The sequence below is a fragment of the Pelagibacterium nitratireducens genome (assembly GCF_037044555.1).
Taxonomy (GTDB): Bacteria; Pseudomonadota; Alphaproteobacteria; order Rhizobiales; family Devosiaceae; genus Pelagibacterium; species Pelagibacterium nitratireducens.
Map to the genome: position 1 here is coordinate 1281758 of NZ_CP146275.1, position 17201 is coordinate 1298958.

The 17201-nt window shown below is 62.8% G+C and carries 13 protein-coding genes; 1 reads left to right on the forward strand and 12 read right to left on the reverse strand.

The features are described from left to right. The first annotated feature begins 62 nt into the window (after nt 1–62). Nucleotides 63–2354, forward strand: a complete 2292-nt coding sequence (locus V6617_RS06445; protein WP_338609822.1) for a putative bifunctional diguanylate cyclase/phosphodiesterase — start codon at nt 63–65, stop codon at nt 2352–2354. 14 nt (nt 2355–2368) lie between these two features. On the opposite strand, the gene V6617_RS06450 is transcribed toward V6617_RS06445, so the two are convergent. From V6617_RS06450 to V6617_RS06505, 12 genes are all read right to left on the reverse strand, one after another. Next, nucleotides 2369–3304, reverse strand: a complete 936-nt coding sequence (locus V6617_RS06450; protein WP_338607403.1) for an IS110 family transposase — start codon at nt 3302–3304, stop codon at nt 2369–2371. A 396-nt stretch (nt 3305–3700) separates the two neighbouring features. After that, nucleotides 3701–4546: a substrate-binding periplasmic protein gene (locus tag V6617_RS06455; protein ID WP_338609824.1), complete on the reverse strand. Its 846-nt coding sequence runs from the start codon at nt 4544–4546 to the stop codon at nt 3701–3703. Continuing rightward, complete coding sequence (locus tag V6617_RS06460; protein WP_338609825.1) at nt 4546–5358, reverse strand: ABC transporter permease; 813 nt, start codon at nt 5356–5358, stop codon at nt 4546–4548. The genes V6617_RS06455 and V6617_RS06460 overlap by 1 nt, the downstream gene beginning before the upstream one ends. Before the next feature lie 9 nt (nt 5359–5367). After that, nucleotides 5368–6192, reverse strand: coding sequence for an ABC transporter ATP-binding protein (locus tag V6617_RS06465; protein WP_338609827.1), 825 nt, complete (start codon nt 6190–6192; stop codon nt 5368–5370). A gap of 29 nt (nt 6193–6221) precedes the next feature. Next, nucleotides 6222–7256 (reverse strand): ABC transporter substrate-binding protein, encoded by a 1035-nt coding sequence (locus V6617_RS06470; RefSeq protein ID WP_338609829.1) that lies wholly within the window; start codon nt 7254–7256, stop codon nt 6222–6224. Nucleotides 7257–7277: 21 nt separating this feature from the next. After that, on the reverse strand, nt 7278–8072 hold the full coding sequence (locus V6617_RS06475) for an ABC transporter permease (RefSeq protein ID WP_338609831.1): 795 nt from the start codon (nt 8070–8072) through the stop codon (nt 7278–7280). Continuing rightward, nucleotides 8069–9037: an ABC transporter ATP-binding protein gene (locus tag V6617_RS06480; protein WP_338609832.1), complete on the reverse strand. Its 969-nt coding sequence runs from the start codon at nt 9035–9037 to the stop codon at nt 8069–8071. Before V6617_RS06480 ends, V6617_RS06475 begins: the two co-directional genes overlap by 4 nt. Continuing rightward, nucleotides 9034–9909, reverse strand: a complete 876-nt coding sequence (locus V6617_RS06485) for a DUF58 domain-containing protein (RefSeq protein WP_338609833.1) — start codon at nt 9907–9909, stop codon at nt 9034–9036. Before V6617_RS06485 ends, V6617_RS06480 begins: the two co-directional genes overlap by 4 nt. After that, entirely contained in the window at nt 9909–10925 is a 1017-nt protein-coding gene (locus V6617_RS06490) for a MoxR family ATPase (RefSeq protein ID WP_338609834.1), read from the reverse strand. The genes V6617_RS06485 and V6617_RS06490 overlap by 1 nt, the downstream gene beginning before the upstream one ends. Further along, on the reverse strand, nt 10922–15139 hold the full coding sequence (locus V6617_RS06495) for a VWA domain-containing protein (protein ID WP_338609835.1): 4218 nt from the start codon (nt 15137–15139) through the stop codon (nt 10922–10924). The genes V6617_RS06490 and V6617_RS06495 overlap by 4 nt, the downstream gene beginning before the upstream one ends. Before the next feature lie 16 nt (nt 15140–15155). Beyond that, complete coding sequence (locus tag V6617_RS06500) at nt 15156–16556, reverse strand: hypothetical protein (RefSeq protein WP_338609837.1); 1401 nt, start codon at nt 16554–16556, stop codon at nt 15156–15158. Nucleotides 16557–16559: 3 nt separating this feature from the next. After that, on the reverse strand, nt 16560–17168 hold the full coding sequence (locus tag V6617_RS06505; RefSeq protein ID WP_338609839.1) for a hypothetical protein: 609 nt from the start codon (nt 17166–17168) through the stop codon (nt 16560–16562). Nucleotides 17169–17201 lie beyond the last annotated feature (33 nt).

The following is a 17201-nucleotide window of genomic DNA, read 5'->3' on the forward strand; positions in this document are numbered from 1 at the left end:
GCAAATTTTAAAAACTTTCAATTTATATCGTATTGGTTCTGCAGGGGTATGGCGAATTAACCATGGGTATAGGCTCTCCCGAAAACGCGCCCAACCTGCCTGCCGAGGTCTATATTTCCTCGGTGAGCGCGCTCTACAGGGACAGGCGTTCGCTCTTTTCAGGAACCGCGAGTGCAATCGCGGCGTCGCTGGTGACCGGCTGGATAAGCGGCATCATCTGGCTCGCTCTGTGTGCCTTCCCGCTGGCCCTCACCGGTGTCCTGCGCTGGATGGACATGAACGCCTATGAGCGCAATGCAGGGAGTTCGCAAACCGTAGAGCAGGCCCGCGGTTGGGAGAGGCGCTACATCGTGGGGTCGTCCACCTTCGCGGTGCTACTGAGCCTTTGGTGCTTTCTTGCTTTTGCCCTCTCTTCGGATCCGGCCGTCCACCTTGTGAGCTTTGCGGTTTGCCTCGCCTATATGATCGGCATCACGGGCCGCAATTACTCCTCCGATCAACTTGTTATCTTCACCACGGCGTGTGCCGCCATCCCCATGATCATGGGGCTTCTGCTCCATCTCGAGGCGGCCTATCTGTTTCTGGCGCTGGTGCTGGTTCCGTTTTTCCTGAGCGTCAGAACCATTGCCACCCGGCTGCGGTTCACGCTGTTCGACGCCGTTGTCGCCTCACACGATCTTCGCGCGCTTGCCACCCATTTCGATACCGCCGTCAACAACATGCCGCACGGCCTGTGCATGTTCGACGGGGATCAGAAGCTTGTCGTCTTCAACGACCGCTTCATGAGCCTGCTCAATCTCGACGCAAGCGCCACCTGGAAGGGACAGGATGTCAGGTCGCTGTTGGGAACGGCACTGGCGGCCAACCAGGTTCCGCTGGAAGCGAGCGATGCGATTTTCTCGGCATTCCGGAAATGGACCGGCGCTGCGGGCACCGCGCCTCTCGTCATCGACGCAGCCGGACACAGAATCCTGCAACTGACGTTCCAGCCCATTAAGGCCGGCGGATTTGTGCTGCTGATCGAGGACATAACCGAAAAGCGCAGGGCCGAGGAGCGGATCGAGCATCTGGCCCGTTACGACGCGCTGACCGGTCTGCCCAACCGTTCCCATTTCCAGGAGCAATTCGAAACCGTGATGGCGCGCGGCCGTCCCTGTGCGCTGCTCTTTATCGATCTCGATCAGTTCAAGGTCGTCAATGACACGCTGGGGCATCCGTGCGGGGATGCTCTTTTGTGCCAGGTGGCGGACCGTCTTCGCAAGGTGATGAAACCGTCCGATGTCATTGCGCGTCTGGGCGGCGATGAATTCGTTGTCCTGCGCGAGCTCAAGGGGCCGGCCGATGAAGCGAGCCTGGTGGCCCAGCGGATCGTGAGGACGTTGAGCGAAGTCTTCACCGTCGAAAGCCATCAATTCGTTATTGGTGCGAGTATCGGCATTGCCCTGGCGCCGCGCGATGGCACGAGTTTCGAGCAGATGCTCAAATGCGCCGATCTGGCACTCTACAGCGCCAAATCGGACGGACGCGGCGTCTGGCGCTTCTTCGAGCCTGAGATGGATGCAAGGGTCCAGGCGCGACGCGCCCTGGAGATCGATATCCGCAATGCGCTCGACGATGGAAATTTCGAGGTGTTTTTCCAGCCCATCGTCAATCTGAGGACGGGCAAGAGTTCGGTTTGCGAAGCGCTGGCGCGCTGGCGGCATCCCAAGCGGGGCCTGATCTCGCCCGACGCGTTCATTCCCGTCGCCGAGGAAACCAACCTGATCATCGAACTGGGCGATTTCATCCTGCACGAGGCTTGCCGCCAGTGCGTGACCTGGCCGGGCAATGTGCATGTCGCCGTCAACATTTCGCCGGTTCAGTTCCGGCGGGGGGACGTCATCACCTCGGTGGTTTCCGCGCTCGATCGCTCCGGGCTGCCGGCCCATCGGCTCGAGATCGAGATCACTGAATCTCTCCTGCTCGAAAATACCGCCGCTATCCGCACCACACTGGAAAACCTGCGCAGCCTTGGCGTGCGCGTTTCGCTCGACGATTTCGGCACGGGCTATGCGAGCTTGAGCTATCTGCACCACTTCCCGCTCGACAAGGTCAAGATCGACCGGTCATTCCTCCAGGACGTCGAAGTCAGCAGCCGGTCGCGTCGTCTGCTGGCCGGGGTTGCAAGCCTGAGCTCCGAACTGGGCATGTCGGTGGTTGTCGAAGGGGTAGAAACTCCCAGGCAGCTTGCCCTGCTCAAGGAGTTGCCTGGCGTCGATGAAGTTCAGGGATTTCTGTTCTCACCGCCGATCCCGGCGTGTGAAATTTCCAGCTTTCTGGCCGCCGGCAGTTTCGATTTCGAAAAAGTTGCTTAGAGTATCCGTCTTGATCAAGCGCTTTTTGGCTGCCAGTTGCGGTCCTGTTTGATGAGAGCGTTTGCGAGTTCGATGAGCTTTCGCATCAGGGCAGTCAGGGCGAGTTTTGGGGGTTTTCCTGCACCGATCATGGCGTTGTATTTTTGTTTGAGGTCGGGATTGTATCGGGCTGCGACCAGAGCTGGCATATAGAGGGCGTCCCGCAGGATCTTGCGTCCACCCTGAATGAAGGCCTTTCCGCGCCATTGTCCCGACTGCCGTGTCATGGGGGCGAGACCTGCGAGGCTTGCGGCCTGTTTTGAGGTCATGGTTCCGACTTCGGGGCATTCGACCAGGATGGCAGCCGCGGTGATCGGCCCCACTCCGGGAATGGACCGCACGATATCGAAGGCCCGGGCCCGGTTGGGGCACTGGCGCACGAGCCGTAGCACCTCACCGTCCAACTCGGCGAGTTGCCGCTTGATCTGATCGAGCCTTGACTTGGTCTGGCGCCTGGTCAGGGCCAAGGTCTGTGTCTTTTGCCGGTTCAACAGGCGTGTACGGTCCTTGATAAGCGCCATGCGCGCGATCTGCAATTCTTTGAGAACGTGTTGATTTTCAGGCTGGGGTCCATTGGGGATAAGATCGAATGCGACGCCCATGGCAGCCAGCATACGCGCATCGACGGCATCGGTCTTGGCCCGGGTTCCCCGTGCCTGGGCAAATCGGCGTGCCTGCAGGGGATTGACCTTGACCAGGGGCAGGCTTGCGGCCAATGCGCGCTCGAAGACTGCGTGATAGGGACCGGACGCTTCATAGACGATCAGATCGGGGCGTTGTGCCCCAATCCAATTGCGCAGGGCGCGCAGACCGGTGGGGGAATTGGCAAACCGGGCCGTCTCACCGGTCTTGGCGCGATGGGCGTCGAGATTGGCTTTCGAGATATCAATGCCGATGCTATCCTTGGTCATCTTCGCGTGTCCTATGCTTGTCCTAGAGGGCTTTACGCCGCTCTGTATCCGTTCAGGCCTCAGGCGAAGACGGCGGTCGATCACACTCTAAAACGGTCCATCACGACCAAGCCATCACCGATCCAACCGCCGCCAGTGCGCGCCATAAAGCAGATGGCGCCCACTGGCCCTTTAATCGCACAAGAGCCGGATCTGTCATAAGACAAGCGTTTCCAGCAAAAGTGGAAACGGTTCTGCGGTTCGGACACGCGACAAAGCAAGGGTTTAGGGCGTGTCCAGCAAAAGCATGTCCTCGACGCGATCGGGGATGGAAACGGTTTTGCAGTTCGGACGCGCAAAAAAAAGGACTTGATCCAGGCTCGGTCGGTCACGCAAGCGGTATTGGCGGGGGAAAGTTCAGCACGCGCCGGTTGCCGAGGGGCACAGGATGCTCGCGTCCAAATCGTAGCGTTCGGCCAGTTGGGCCAGTGTTCCATCGGCGCGGATGTCGGCAAGGGTGGATTCGACGGCACGCTTGAGCGTGAGGTCGCCCTTCCAGAACCCCATTCCCAGCGGAATGCGCTCGAGCGGCGCCCCGAGCACCGTGATCTCGAGATCGGTGTCGGAAAAAATGGTGCTGGCGAGCAGGGCCTCGGTGATCGCCGCGTCGTAATCTCCTGCCTCCAGGCGCGCGCGCAGGGTTGCGGCGTCGTTGACAATGGTCGCGGTAATTCCGCGCTGGCGGATATATTGGCCAAGACCGATCCGGTCGAGGCCGGTGAGCCCTGCCATGAACCCCACGGGGCTTTGCACGGTCTCGATGGTGGTGCCCTGTGGCGCGATCAGGGCCCAGCCCGTCACCAGATGCGGTTCGGTGGTGTCCAGGAAAGAGCTTGTCGTCGAATTGATCGCGATGCCACCGGCCAGCACCTGGCATTGGGCGCGGTTGATGCGCCAGTTGCGCGGGTTGAAGTCGCGTCCCATCGAGGCGTTTGAAACAATGTTGAGCCGCCAGCCGAGCCGCTCTGTGATGTTCTGGAGCAACTCGACTTCGAACCCGGGCCGGTCGGCATTGTCGGTCACCAGCGGCGGGTACAGGTCGGGCATGCAGACGCTCAGCCGGCCAAGTCTGTCGACCTCGTATCGCGAATTGTCGGGCGGCAAAAAGCTCACGGCAAACAGTAGCGCAAAGCACAGCGCCAGCGGGATCATGTCGAACAGCCAGTGCCGCTTGCGCGGCCTTGCGGGGGCGGGAGCGGACATCAGACTTTCCTGAACTCCCACATGGCCAGAAGGAACAATCCAACGGCCATGATGCCCACCACCTGAAAGCCCAGAGCAGGATCGAACTGGTTGAACTTGATGAGGATGCCGCGCATGGCGTCGACGGCGTAGGTCAGGGGGTTGTGCTCGACGATGATGACCAGCCATTCGGGATAGGTGACCAGCGTCTGGGCACGGGTGAGGGCCGGATCGAGCGGGAAGACCGAACTGGCGGTGAAATAGAGCGGCAGGATCACCGCGTTGGAAAACACCCCGAAGCTCTCGAAACCGCGCACGTAATTGGCAATCACGATGCCGAAGGCGGTCAGCCCGAATGCAAGGGCAAACATCAGGCCAATGGCCGCAAGGATCGTCTCCCATGTCAGAACGACCCCCACAAAGCGCGCAACGACCAGCACCATGCAGCCATGGATAACGGCCGTGGTCGCGCCCCCGAGCACCTTGCCCAGAAGGATCATGTTGCGCGACATGGGCGAGACCAGCACCTCGCGCAGGAACCCGAATTCGCGGTCCCAGATCAACGAAACGGCCGACTGGATGGAGGTATAGAGAATGTTGAGGACGATGACGGCGGGGAAGATGAACTGGAGATAGGTGTAGGGCACCACAAACCGCACTTCACCATAGACTTCACCGCGAAAATAGGGATTGAGCCCGATGCCCAGGATCAGCACCCACAGCAATGGCCGGCTGATGCCGCCGATCAACTGGCCCTTGTCGCGCAACGAGCGTTTGACCTCGCGCAGCCAGATGGCATAGACGCCGACCAGTTGTCCCCATATGGCGGTCATCGGGAGCTCCTATTCATTGAGATTGCGGCCGAAGAATTCGGACGCCGGGTCGGTGAGAACGAGTTCGCGGATGCGGTTCCACAGATAGGACCGCAGCTCGAGAAAGCGCGGGTCCGCGCGCATTTCGACGGTGAGCCGGGGGCGTGGCAGATCGATCTTTATGGTCTCGAGCACCTTGCCCGCTCCCATCACGACGATCGTGTCGGCCAGCACCAGCGCTTCATCGACGCTGTGGGTGACAAACATCACGGTGGGGGTCAGCCGCCGCCAGATGGAGAGCAACTCGCCCTGCATCAGTTCGCGCGTTTGGGCATCGAGGCTTGCGAACGGCTCGTCCATCAAAAGGACGCGCGGCTCCCCGGCGAGTGCACGCGCCAGCGCCACGCGCTGTTTCATCCCGCCGGAAAGCTGAGCGGGGTAAGCCCTGGCCGAGCGCGACAGCCCGACCAGATCGAGATATTGCCGGGCCCGCTCGGCGCGTTCGGCTCTGGAAAGCTCCAGGCTTTCGAGCGCGAACTCGATATTGGCCTGCACATTGGCCCAGGGGATCAGGCGGAACGCCTGAAAGACGAACCCCATGTCAGGACCGGGTCTGGGCGGCTGGCCATCGATCCTGACCGCTCCCGCATCGGGAACGATCAGGCCATTGGCCAGCCGCAGGACAGTGGTCTTGCCACATCCCGAAGGGCCGATCAGGGCAACAAATTCGCGTTCGGGAATGTCGAGCGACACGCCGTCGATGGCCGTGTTGACGGCACCGTCCGGCTGTACGAAGCGTTTCTGGACATCTGTGAACGTGAGCAGGGCTTTTGACGCCTGCGGTTCTGCTGCCACGCGGTTTCCTCCCGGGAAATGGACGACGCTCATCTATCGGCGGGGTCCATGGATTCGTCGGTGCCCAGTTCGCCAAGCACGGCATCGACCGGTCCAAAGTCGACCCAGTCTTCGAGCGCCAGCTGTTCGAAATCGGCGAAGTCTTCGGTTTCGTAGAGCCAGTCGCTGGTATAGCTCAGCTCCTCAACGCTCATGCCGCCGTTGACACTCCAGCTTCCAGCGAATGATTGTGCAAGCATTTCAAGCACTTCGGTGCTGACGTCGGGGCGGGCCTCGACCATAGCGTCGACCCACATCTGGGGGTTCTCGGCAAAGTCGCGCGAGAGTTTGGTCAGCGCCCGGATGACCGCCTGGACGTCTTCGGGCCGTTCGGCCAGAACGTCGCCGGTGACTGCGTTGACCTTGTTGACCACCGGAGCACCCTCGTAATAGGCGTCCTGATCGATCAGTACATGCAGTCCTTGTGTATCGGGCAGCTCGCTCCAGACGCCGATCGACATGGTCGTGGCATCGACCTGTCCGGCCAGAAGCGCCTGGGCGCGAATGTCGGGCTGTCCGAGCGAGATGATTTCGGAATCATCGATCGAGACGCCCTGGCTGGACAGAACCAGTGTGGACAGCGAGTGGTCGAGACTGCCGACCCGTCCCACGCCGAAGCTGCGGCCGGCCAGATCGGCCGGGGTTGCGATATCGTCCTTGGAGGCGATGAGGAACGGCAGCGATTTGTTGGGCGATGTCACGGCGCGGAAATCGGTGGCGCCGTTGTGGATCACCTGCAAAAGCGCGTCGACACCGATATTGGCCATTTCGCCATCGCCCGACTGCAATGCGGCAATGGCCGATGGGGTCTGCTGAACGCGAACGAGCTCGACATCGACGCCCTCGGCTTCGAAATAGCCCAGCTCGGCGGCCAGATCCATTACCGAGTTTGGCACAAGCGGTGCCTCGAGATGGGTGACGATCAGGCGGAAAGGCTCACTCGATTGCGCGAGACCCGCGCCGGTCATCAGGGCCAGACTGGCGACCGATCCGGCCAGAGCCAGCATCATTGATTTGGTGGTCATTTTCTCTCTCCCTTGGGGTTTTCAGCGCCGCCATTTGGCTAGGCGCATTTCGACGAAACGCAGTCCCTCGGTCACGATGACTCCGATGACTGCCAGCGAAAGGACGATGACGAAATATTCCGCCATCCTGAAGGTGTTGCCATAGATGGCCAGAAGCCCGCCGAGCCCGCGTACTGCCGTATAGAGTTCGGCAACGACCGTATTGATGAGACCGATCGTAGCCCCGAGGCGCAGACCGACGATGACGTAAGGCACAGCGCCGGGCAGGACAATGCGGGTGAATATCCGAAAGCGCCCCGCACCGACCGAGCGCGCCATTTCGATCAGTTCGGGATCGGACTGGCGCACACCGGCATAGGTGTTGATGAGAATGGGCATTACGGCGCCCAGAAACACAATGAACACCTTGGCCTCGCTCCCCAGCCCGAGCAGCACGATAATGAGTGGGATGAACGCCACGCGCGGGGTGGCCGAGAGCGCATAGACATAGATTTCGAGCGTGCGGCCAAAAAGGTTGAAGGCGCCCATCGCGACACCCAGCGGGATGGCGCACAGGATGGCGAGCCCATAGCCCGAAAGATAGATCGAAACGGAATCGACAAAAGCCGTCTGCAGCCGCCCCTCCTGCAACAGGCCCCCGGCCGCCTGCAGGGTTGCCCAGGGCGAGGGGACGATGTTGCGCGCCACGTTGACCGAGGCGATCCACCACAGAACGATCAGAAGCGCGAGAAACCCGACCCGGGTTGCCGCCACGAGCCATGGACCGGGCTCTCCGCCGTCCTGGACAGTCATGGCTTTGGGTGGGGACTGGGTCATCCACGCCCCCGCTTTTTGGCGTTGGCCGGAGGCGCTTCGCGCAGATCGCGGCCGGTAAGGGACAGGAATACGCTTTCAAGGCTGGGCTGGTCGACCGACACCTGACGCAACTGGGTTCCGAACTCTGCCAGCAGCGCATCGGCGCTGCCGGCATTTTCGGCCTTGATAAGCAATTGACCCTCGGCGCCTTCGACCGTTCCTGGGTAGCGCGCAACAAGGGCAGCATGGGCGTCGGCGGTGCGCGGGGTGACGCGGAACAGGCTGGTGCCGTGGGCCGCCTTGAGCGATTCCGGTGTGCCGCGCGCCAGGATCTTGCCGTGGTCGATAATGCAGATCGTGTCGCAGGTATCGACTTCTTCGATATAGTGAGTGGTCACGACAATGGTGATGTTCTGGCTGGCCCGGAGCTGTTCGAGATAGGACCAGATCTTGGCCCGCGATTGTGCATCGAGCCCCACGGTGGGTTCGTCGAGAAACAGGATCTTGGGTTCGTGCATCAGGCCGCGGGCGATTTCCAGCCGCCGCCGCATGCCTGCCGAGAGCGTTCGCGTTACAGCGTCGCGCCAGTCGGACAACTCCACAAGAGCGAGCATTTCATCGATGCGCCGGCGGCGGTCGGCGCGGCTCATCTGATAGACCATGCCATGAAAATCGAGGTTCTCGAAAACCGAGAGGCGGGTATCGAGCGTTGCTTCCTGAAAGACCACGCCCAATTGCCGCCGTGCACGAAGCGGTTGTTTCATCACATCGATGCCGGCGATTTCGGCCCGCCCGCCGTCGGGTCTGCTGATGGTGCACAAGATATCGAGCAGGCTGGTTTTTCCCGCACCGTTGGGGCCGAGCAGGGCGAATGTTTCCCCCTGCTGTACCGACAGCGACACATCGTCGAGCGCCAGCACACGGCCAAAGCGCTTGGATACGCCCTCAACCACGATTGCAGGTGTGCCGCCGGCATCATCGCTCATGAAAGAACTCCCTGTGCCCGTAGCGTACGGGTGAACAATTGGCTGATATCATCGTCGGTCGAAACGGTCACGAAATGCCAGTGTTTCGAATTGAAAAGCCCGCGCATTTCTTCCTGCCGCGCGGCAAAAAGCTTGCGATAGCGGCTGAGCAGGCCCGCGTCGATGGCCAGTTCCAGTTCCTCCCCGGTTTCGGCATCTTCCATGGTGACGATGCCGGTTTCCGTGCCGGCCGGATCGATTTCCTGCGGTGTCAGGATCTGGACGGCCAGGATTTCATGCCCGGCGGAAAACAGGATGTCGAGGACCGGGCTGACATCACCGTCCCACCAATCGCTGATGGCGATGACCAGGCCGTGAGACGGCAAATCCCGGCGCAGCGTCCGCAGCGCATCCTGAAAATCGCTTCGGCCAGCATCTGCCTCCTTGGCGATCCAGTCAAACATCAGATCGGCCCGCGCCGCACCATGCCATCGCGGCGAGAATTTGTTGCCCGCCTGCTCCGGTACCACGACCTGAATCCGGTCGCCTCCGGCCAGCGCGGCAAAGCCGAGCAATTGGGCAACCAGTTTGGCGCGCTCGCGCTTTTCGCCCTGTCCCGCCGCCATCGATCCGGAAAGATCGAGAACGATGGTCACCGGCAATTGCTGGTTGAGGGAATATTCGCGCACGACGAATTCGCCGGTGCGCGCGTAAAGATGCGGATCGAGGTGCCGTGTGTCATCGCCCGTCTGGTAGGGGCGGTGGTCGATAAATTCCATGCCCGGTCCCTTGCGGCGCGAACGGCGCTCGCCGGTGCCCACCGATGGCTGGGCAAATGCCGGCAGCAGGCGGCTCGTTGTCAGGCGTTCGAGAAGGGCGGACGGTGGACGCATCAGAGTTTGCCCATGGTCTGGTCGAAAAGGCGGAGCAGCAATTTGTCGATATCGATATTGGCGGCGCGGCCTTCGAAGTTCACCTGTACGCGATGGCGCATGACCGGCAGCAGCACGGCGCGCAGATCGGCGACCGAGACATGATTGCGGTCGGCCATGAAAGCATGGGCCTTGGCCGAAACGACAAGCGCCTGGGCGCCGCGCGGGCTCACCCCGAACCGGACGTAGCGCGAAACGTCCTTGTCCGCCGTTTCGCCACCGGGCTGGGTTGCGAGACAGAACCGGGCCACGGCCTGCTGAATGGCGGTCGCGATGGGGACCGAGCGGACATGGCCCTGAAGGGCAATGATATCGGATGCCGTCATCGCCTGGGTCAGTTTGTCCTGCCCGGTGCCGGTCGTTGCCGACAGGATGCCCGTCAGCACGTCCTGATCTGGGTAGGGCACATCGATGCGGAACAGGAATCGGTCGATCTGGGCTTCGGGCAAGGTGTAGGTGCCCTCCATCTCGATGGGGTTTTGCGTGGCCAGAACGAAGAAGGGTTTTGGCAGATCCATTGTGGTGCCGCCCGCCGAAACCGTACCCTCCTGCATGGCTTCGAGCAGGGCGGATTGGGTGCGCGGGGTTGCCCGGTTTATCTCGTCGGCCAGAAGCAACTGGGCAAAGATCGGGCCTTTTCGAAACTCGAGCTGGGTGCGCCCATCGGCACCCGGCACCAGCACCGAGGCGCCGGTGATGTCGGCCGGCATCAGGTCCGGCGTGAACTGCACGCGCGAGAAGGTCAGGCCGGCGGCCCGCGCCAGCGAGCGCACCATCAGCGTCTTGCCGACACCGGGAGGGCCTTCGAGCAGAACGTGCCCGCCGGCCATGAGCGAGATCAACATGAGATCGACAACGCCTTGCTGACCGATCACCGTCGTCGCGATGGAGGCACGCGTGCGGCTGAGGGCCTCGCGCAGCGCGGCCAGTTCGGGCGCGCCGTCTTCGAGAGGTGTCTGTGGCGAGATCGCAGTCATGAGATTGGTGCTCCTTGGCGCGAGGTCTGAGAGTATTGAGGTGTCGTCTTCGATTTCCGCCGCGCCGAAAACCGGCGATAGCGCAGGCCGAGATCGATGAGAAAGGCGGCAAACGCCAGAAGCGCCCATGCCGGCCAGTTGTGCAGCCATGTCAGCGTCAGGCCGGCGCCCAGCGTTGAAATCTCCTGCGGTGTTATTGCCGTTCCTCCCGTCGCGCGGGCCAGCCCCTGGGCTCCACCCCTGCGCGAGAAATCATAGCGCGTATCGTAAGAATGGTAATAGGACGTCTGGATAGGGTCGGCATCATCGCCCTGGTCGATGCTGAGGCCGTAGCGGCCGACGGCGTCGAGCACGCGGCGACCCTCATAGAGCCCGGGCCGCACCTCGGTCAGCGTCGTCGTCTCGCTGGCCCCATCCTGGGGCGGTGTGACGGTTGCAACCAGCGAGCGCCCCGTCAGCGGCAACCCGTCCTCATCGAGCGCGCTGACCCGCAGATCGAGATAATCGCCGTCGCTTGCCGTGGTCAGGGTCAGGCCTGGACGCGGCGTGGTTGGCTGGAACTGAAGCAAAATATCGTTCCAGAGGGCCCCGTATTGGGGCAGGCGCTGCCAGGCGTCAGACCATGGTCCCGTGGCATCGGTGGTCAGGGCCATCACCATGCCGTTGCCATAGCGCCAATAGGCGAGGACGGGCATGTCGCGCCCCTCGTCATCGGTGGTTGTCGCGACCAGTTCGGCATCGGGCTTGGCGGTGGTGCCGACAAATCCGGTCAGCGGCGGCAATTGCGCCGGAAGGGCCCCAAGGAAACTGGCGCTGCGATCCTGCCAGACCGGTTGGGTCGCCCCTTCCTTGACCGGAGAGGCAAGCAGCATTGCTTCTTGCGAAAGGATCGAGGGCAGCGCTTCGAAATCGGCGGTGATGTGGGCAGCGCCGCCGCCCAGGTCGGCGATGGTGCGGGCAACGGAGGTGTCGGCACCCTCGCCGATCGCCACTGCGGAAACCGTTACGCCCTGGGCGCGCAACTGGCCGACAACGCCTGGAAAATCGCCCGGCTGGCTCAAGCCATCGGTCATCACCACGATATGCTTGGCCGCGGCATCGATGCCGTCCAGCATTTCAAGGGCTTCGACAAGGCCGGGGTAGATCGCGGTGCCGCCACCCGGATCGAAACCTTCGAGCGACGCCTGCACCGCGCCGGGCGCATCGGCGAGCCGGGTGAGCGGGAGCAATGTTCGCGCTTCGGCGTCAAAAGCGATGATGCCGATCTGGCTCTGGGGATTGAGCAGTTCGGTGGCCGCCATGGTCGCGCTTTTGGCAACGTCGAGCCGATTGCCCTCGCCGACCGGCTGCTGCATCGAACCGGACCGGTCGAGAATAAACACCATCACCACTTCCGGCGCATCCTGGGGCACGCGGCTCGACAGTGGAGAGACAGCTTCAAGCGGCGTGCCGAAATACCCGCCGGGACCGAAACTGTCTGGCCCGCCAAGGATCAACAGCCCCATGCCGTAGTCTTCCACGGCGGTTTCGATCAGCGATTGCTGCAACGTCGTGAGCGAAAGGGCGGGGGTGTTCAAAAGCACGATGTCACCGAACCCCAGCCAATCCTTGAGATAGTAGGGTGCCCGACGCGGCTCGAACATTTCGGCCTCGAGCCCCTGGTCCTCGAGAAGACGCTGGAAGGCTTCGCCATGAGCGGGGTCGGCGGCAATGATCGCAATGGGTCGGACCGGGGCCGTCGAGAGCATCTGGCCGATGGCATCGTTTTGCGGAAAAGGGTCAGTGCCCGCCAGCCGGATTTCGACGAGGTTTTCGCCGCTTTCGATTTCCGGCAGCACGGCCTGAATTCTGTTCTGCCCGGTGTCGAGCTCGACGTCCTGACTGGCAATTGCTTCGCCGTTTGACACGATCTCCATGTTGACGGTCTGGGTATCGCTGCTTTGAACGAGCGCGGTCAAAGGAACGGCTTCGCCCGAAAGCACCTGCTGGGGCACATCGAGCCGTCCCACAAAGACCTCCCCGTCCTCAAGCGGTGGCGTTTCGAGATAATTGACTGTGACGCCCCGCGCGGCCAATGCCCGTCCGAGCTCCGGCTCGGGGGCCGCATCGCCGGCCATAACCAGATATCGGTCCCGTTCTGGAGGGATCATGGCCGCGGCCAGTTCGAGCGCCCGCGATGTATGGGTGACGCGCAGAACGGTCGATGACGTCGGCCCCGAGGTTCCAAGATCGGCAACGATCTGGGCCGACGGGCCGGCGACAAGACCGCCAACCCCGGAGCCGCCTCCCGTCGGGTCGGCCTGCAGGCTGTCGGGCTGTGCGGCGATCACCACAACGCCGGCATTCGAGCCGGGCCATGGCCATGCAAGATTGGCGATTGCGGCGACGAGCAGGGCCAGCGTGACCAGCCGAAGGGCCGAAAAACGGGGCAGCCAGCCGTGTTTGCGGGCTGTGAGGACACCTTCGACAATCAGCACCAGCAGGCCCGCCCCGAGGAGCCAGGGTGCCAGGCCCTGCGGCCAGCCAGCGGCGCGTGACGCCTCAAGGCTTTCGGCGGCATCGGCTTGTTCGGCCGGGTTGACGGCCAGCAAACGAGTCAGGGCCCCTTGCCCAACGCGGAACAGCCCGACCTCCTGGGGGATGAAATCGCCCTCGGGGACACGGGCCGATTGCCGTCCTGGAAATTCGAGATTGCTGATCGGCTGGCCCAGCAGGCGGGCGTCGATCCGGCAGGGCATGCCCACGGTGCAGCTTGCCGCCGGCGCCGCGCCCGGCTGGCGACCGATCCAATCGATGAGATTGGCGACAAAGATCGGCATACCGCTGGTTTGGGGCCAGTTGGAGCGCCGGGGATCGAATCCGATGCGGATATGACGGCCGGTTTGTGTTGCTGCCGCGGTGATGAGGGGCGCCCCGTCGGCGGACAGCAGCGTGGTTTCGCCGTCACCCGGCGTTAGCCCCGTGGCCGTTTCGATGGCAAGCGCGGCCCAGTCCATGTCCTGGGACAATGGATGCTCGTTCGTCCAATCGTCGGGATCGCCATCTGCCAGCGGGCTGCCACCGGTTTCGATAATGATCGAATTGGTCGCCGGTGCCGCTGTGGATTGTTGGGTTTCGACGATGACCAGCCCGAAGTCGTCTGCTGCATCCCCGAGCGTGGAATCCTCAAATATCCGGACACCGGGAACGGCATTGAGTGCGCGGAGCAGGGGTTGTTCGCCATCGCCGACATAAAGGATATCGAGCGTCTGGGCGGTCGGTTCGGCCACAAAGCGCAGCCGGTTGTCGCGTGCGTTGGCATCGGAGGGAATAGAGGCGGTGACGATTCCCGGGCCGGGCAGTTCGAGGTCCTGAGAAAATGCAACGGGGCCGCTCTCGCCTTCGGGTCGCTCGAGGGTGATCGTCGTCCAGTCGAGCGGTGTCCGGCTGCTGTCGGCGGCGTATTGCACGGTGATCGACAGCGCGTCGCGCTCGCCCAGCAGCGCTTGACCGTCCAGCGTCCACGCATTGGTCGCCGCATCGACCAATAACAGGGTTCCGCTGATGGCGGAATTGTCTTGCCCCCCCGCAACGATATGGTGGGAAAGCGCCAGATTATCCGTGGCTTGGACAAAATCGAGGGGCGCGGGCTGGTTTGAGACGAACAGGATTTCCGTGGTCTCGTCGTCGCGCGCGATACCGGGAATGAGCCTGGCCGTTTCGGTCCAGTCGCTTGCGCCATCGGTCGGAGACACATCGGCAAGCGCGGCGTTCAGATTGTCGCCCGACCATGTCCAGCGGGCGGCGATATAGGTCGGCCGCGGGCCCGCTGCGATCACCGACAGCCGCTCGGGCGCCGGCTGCAGATCGCCCGAGAAATCGGCGAGGACCGCGCTTCTGGCGGTATCGAACGCCGTCTGGCCGTCGGTGCTTGCACGCATTCCAGCTGAGGTGTCGATGACAATGATCATGTGATCGGGGACAGTGCGATTGCCCCAGAAAGGCTGGGTAAGCGCCAGCGTGAAAAGCGCAACGGCCAGAAGCTGGAGGAGCAGCGGCACCGTGATCGGCGGGATCAGCCGGGCCTTGGGCTTTAGCCCCGCATGGGTCTGGAGCTGCCGCCACAGCGCCAGGCTGGGCACAATCTGGCGGTATTCCCGGCGGCTGTGCAGAAACCACACGAAACCGGCAGCGAGCAGCAAAGTCGCAAAAAAGGGCGCAGCAAATCCCATCATGGTTTGGGCCACACCCTCATTGCGCCAGGCGCTCGAAATAGCGGGCGGTGATGTCGCGGGCCGGGAGGGGAATGAAATCGCGCGCCACGGGCTCTAACGAGCCCGATCCGGTCTGGCCGCCGATCGCATTGGCGGCTCCCGCACCGCCGCTCTCGGCGGTCTGGGGAACGATCTCGATGCGGATGCGGCTTCCGCCGGTTTGCGGCTCGGCGCTTACGACCATGTCCTGATCCGGCGCGGCGTCCAGTTGGGTAAAGGCGTCGTCGGCCTGCATGTCCTGTTCGCCCAGACCGGCGGCGTTGGAGAGGCCGCGGCCCGATTCGAGCGCTGCGCCAACCGGAATACTGCCGATGGACTGAAGCTGCTGGGGTTCCATCAATTGCGGCCCTTCTCCTGACGATGCGCCGCCAAGGTCGGTTGGCGGTTCGCCATTGGAGACGATTTCGGCGTTGGCCAGCCGCTCGTCATCGGACCGATCCCCATACTGCTCGGCAAGCTCGGGCCGCGCCTCATACATGCCGGGGCCCTCGGGCGTTGCCTGAACGGCATCGCCGCGCCCCTGCGGCGGCTCCAATGGCTGGGCCGCTGGCGGCGTCTGGCTCTCGTTCGCCATGGCCTCGAGGCCGGCCTCGAGCTGATCGAGCCGCGTGCCATCGGCATTGCCGAGCCAGTCGGGGGGATTGCCACCATAGGCCGCCGCCGCCTGATCGAGAAGGTCGTTGATCTCGCGGGCAAGCGCGTCGGACAACCCTTCCGCACCGGCCGTTTCGGCGCGCTCCGCGAGCGTTCTGGCGATGGCGCCGAGCAGGACGTCATCACGCGCTTCGGCGTCTTCGGTGATCATTTGCGCGACCGTCGAGATCGTTTCGGTATCGGCTGGCTGGTTTTGAATGGCCGGCTCTTGAGGCACGGCCGGAGCGGGCATCTGCATCAGCCAGATTGCGGCCAGCGCGACGATACCCGTCAGCACAAGCGCGAACACAAATCCCGGCGTAAAGATGCGCAACAGCCGGGCGGGCACCACGGCATCGAGGCGACCGCGGACCGATCCAACAAGCTCCTTGGGTACCGGGTTGGCCAAAGTACCGGGGCTTTGCACCAGTTCGACAGCGGTGCCGTATGCCTGTTCAAACCCCGTCGCATGGTCGATGAAAAAGGCTTCTTCCGCCTCTGACCTGCGCCGCATCCAAGCGACAAACCCCGCCGTCAGCACCGTTGCCAGACCCGCCGCGAAAGCGATTGGTACGGCCTCAAGCGATGCAAGCCCGAGACGGTCCAGAGCGAGCGTCACCAGCAGCGCGGCCAGGATCGCCAGCGTGCAGGCCAGCGCGATCCGCGCCAGCGTCCGGGCGCGGCGGCGCGCGATGACCCGGTAAAGGGGTGACAGAATGGGGTCACTCAGCGTCGCGTTGGTCATGGATCACCGCGCTCCAAGAAGGCGGGCCAACTCACCAAAAGGTGTTGCCGGAAGGCTCTGGTAGGCAAGGACCACAAGCACCGCCAGGACGATGGAAACGTAGAGATGGCGCCTGACGAGCCATCCATGGGCATCGGGTGCGAGCGATAACAGCAGATAACCGCCCAGCAGCGGTGGAATGGGGATGATGTTTATTGCCAGGGTCCACGCCGCAATGTCGGCTGTCATCCTGATCGTCGCATCGACAAACGCGGCACTGCTCGCCGGCCAATAGGCCGCCACCCAGGGCAGGGCCAGCAACACAAGGCGGCCAAAGAGAAATATTGCCGCCATGGTCAGCAGCGCAACGATCACCGGCGTTGCGCGCCCCATCCGGCCCGCCGCCGGATCGATTGCGATGGGCCGCGTCCACCCCCCACGTCCGATCGTGCCGCCGAACAGGCCGAAAATATCGACGTGAACGAACGGGTTGAGGGTGAGCTTGCCGTCATAGGCGGTGCCCTTGTCACCCAGAAGACGGGCAAAACCGGCAACCGAAAATCCCATCAGGGTTACAACGACGACCGTACCGATTGCACGCATCACAAGCTGGATGAAGCTCAGATCGAACATCGGCGAGCCTCCCTGGCGACGCTATCGGTGGGC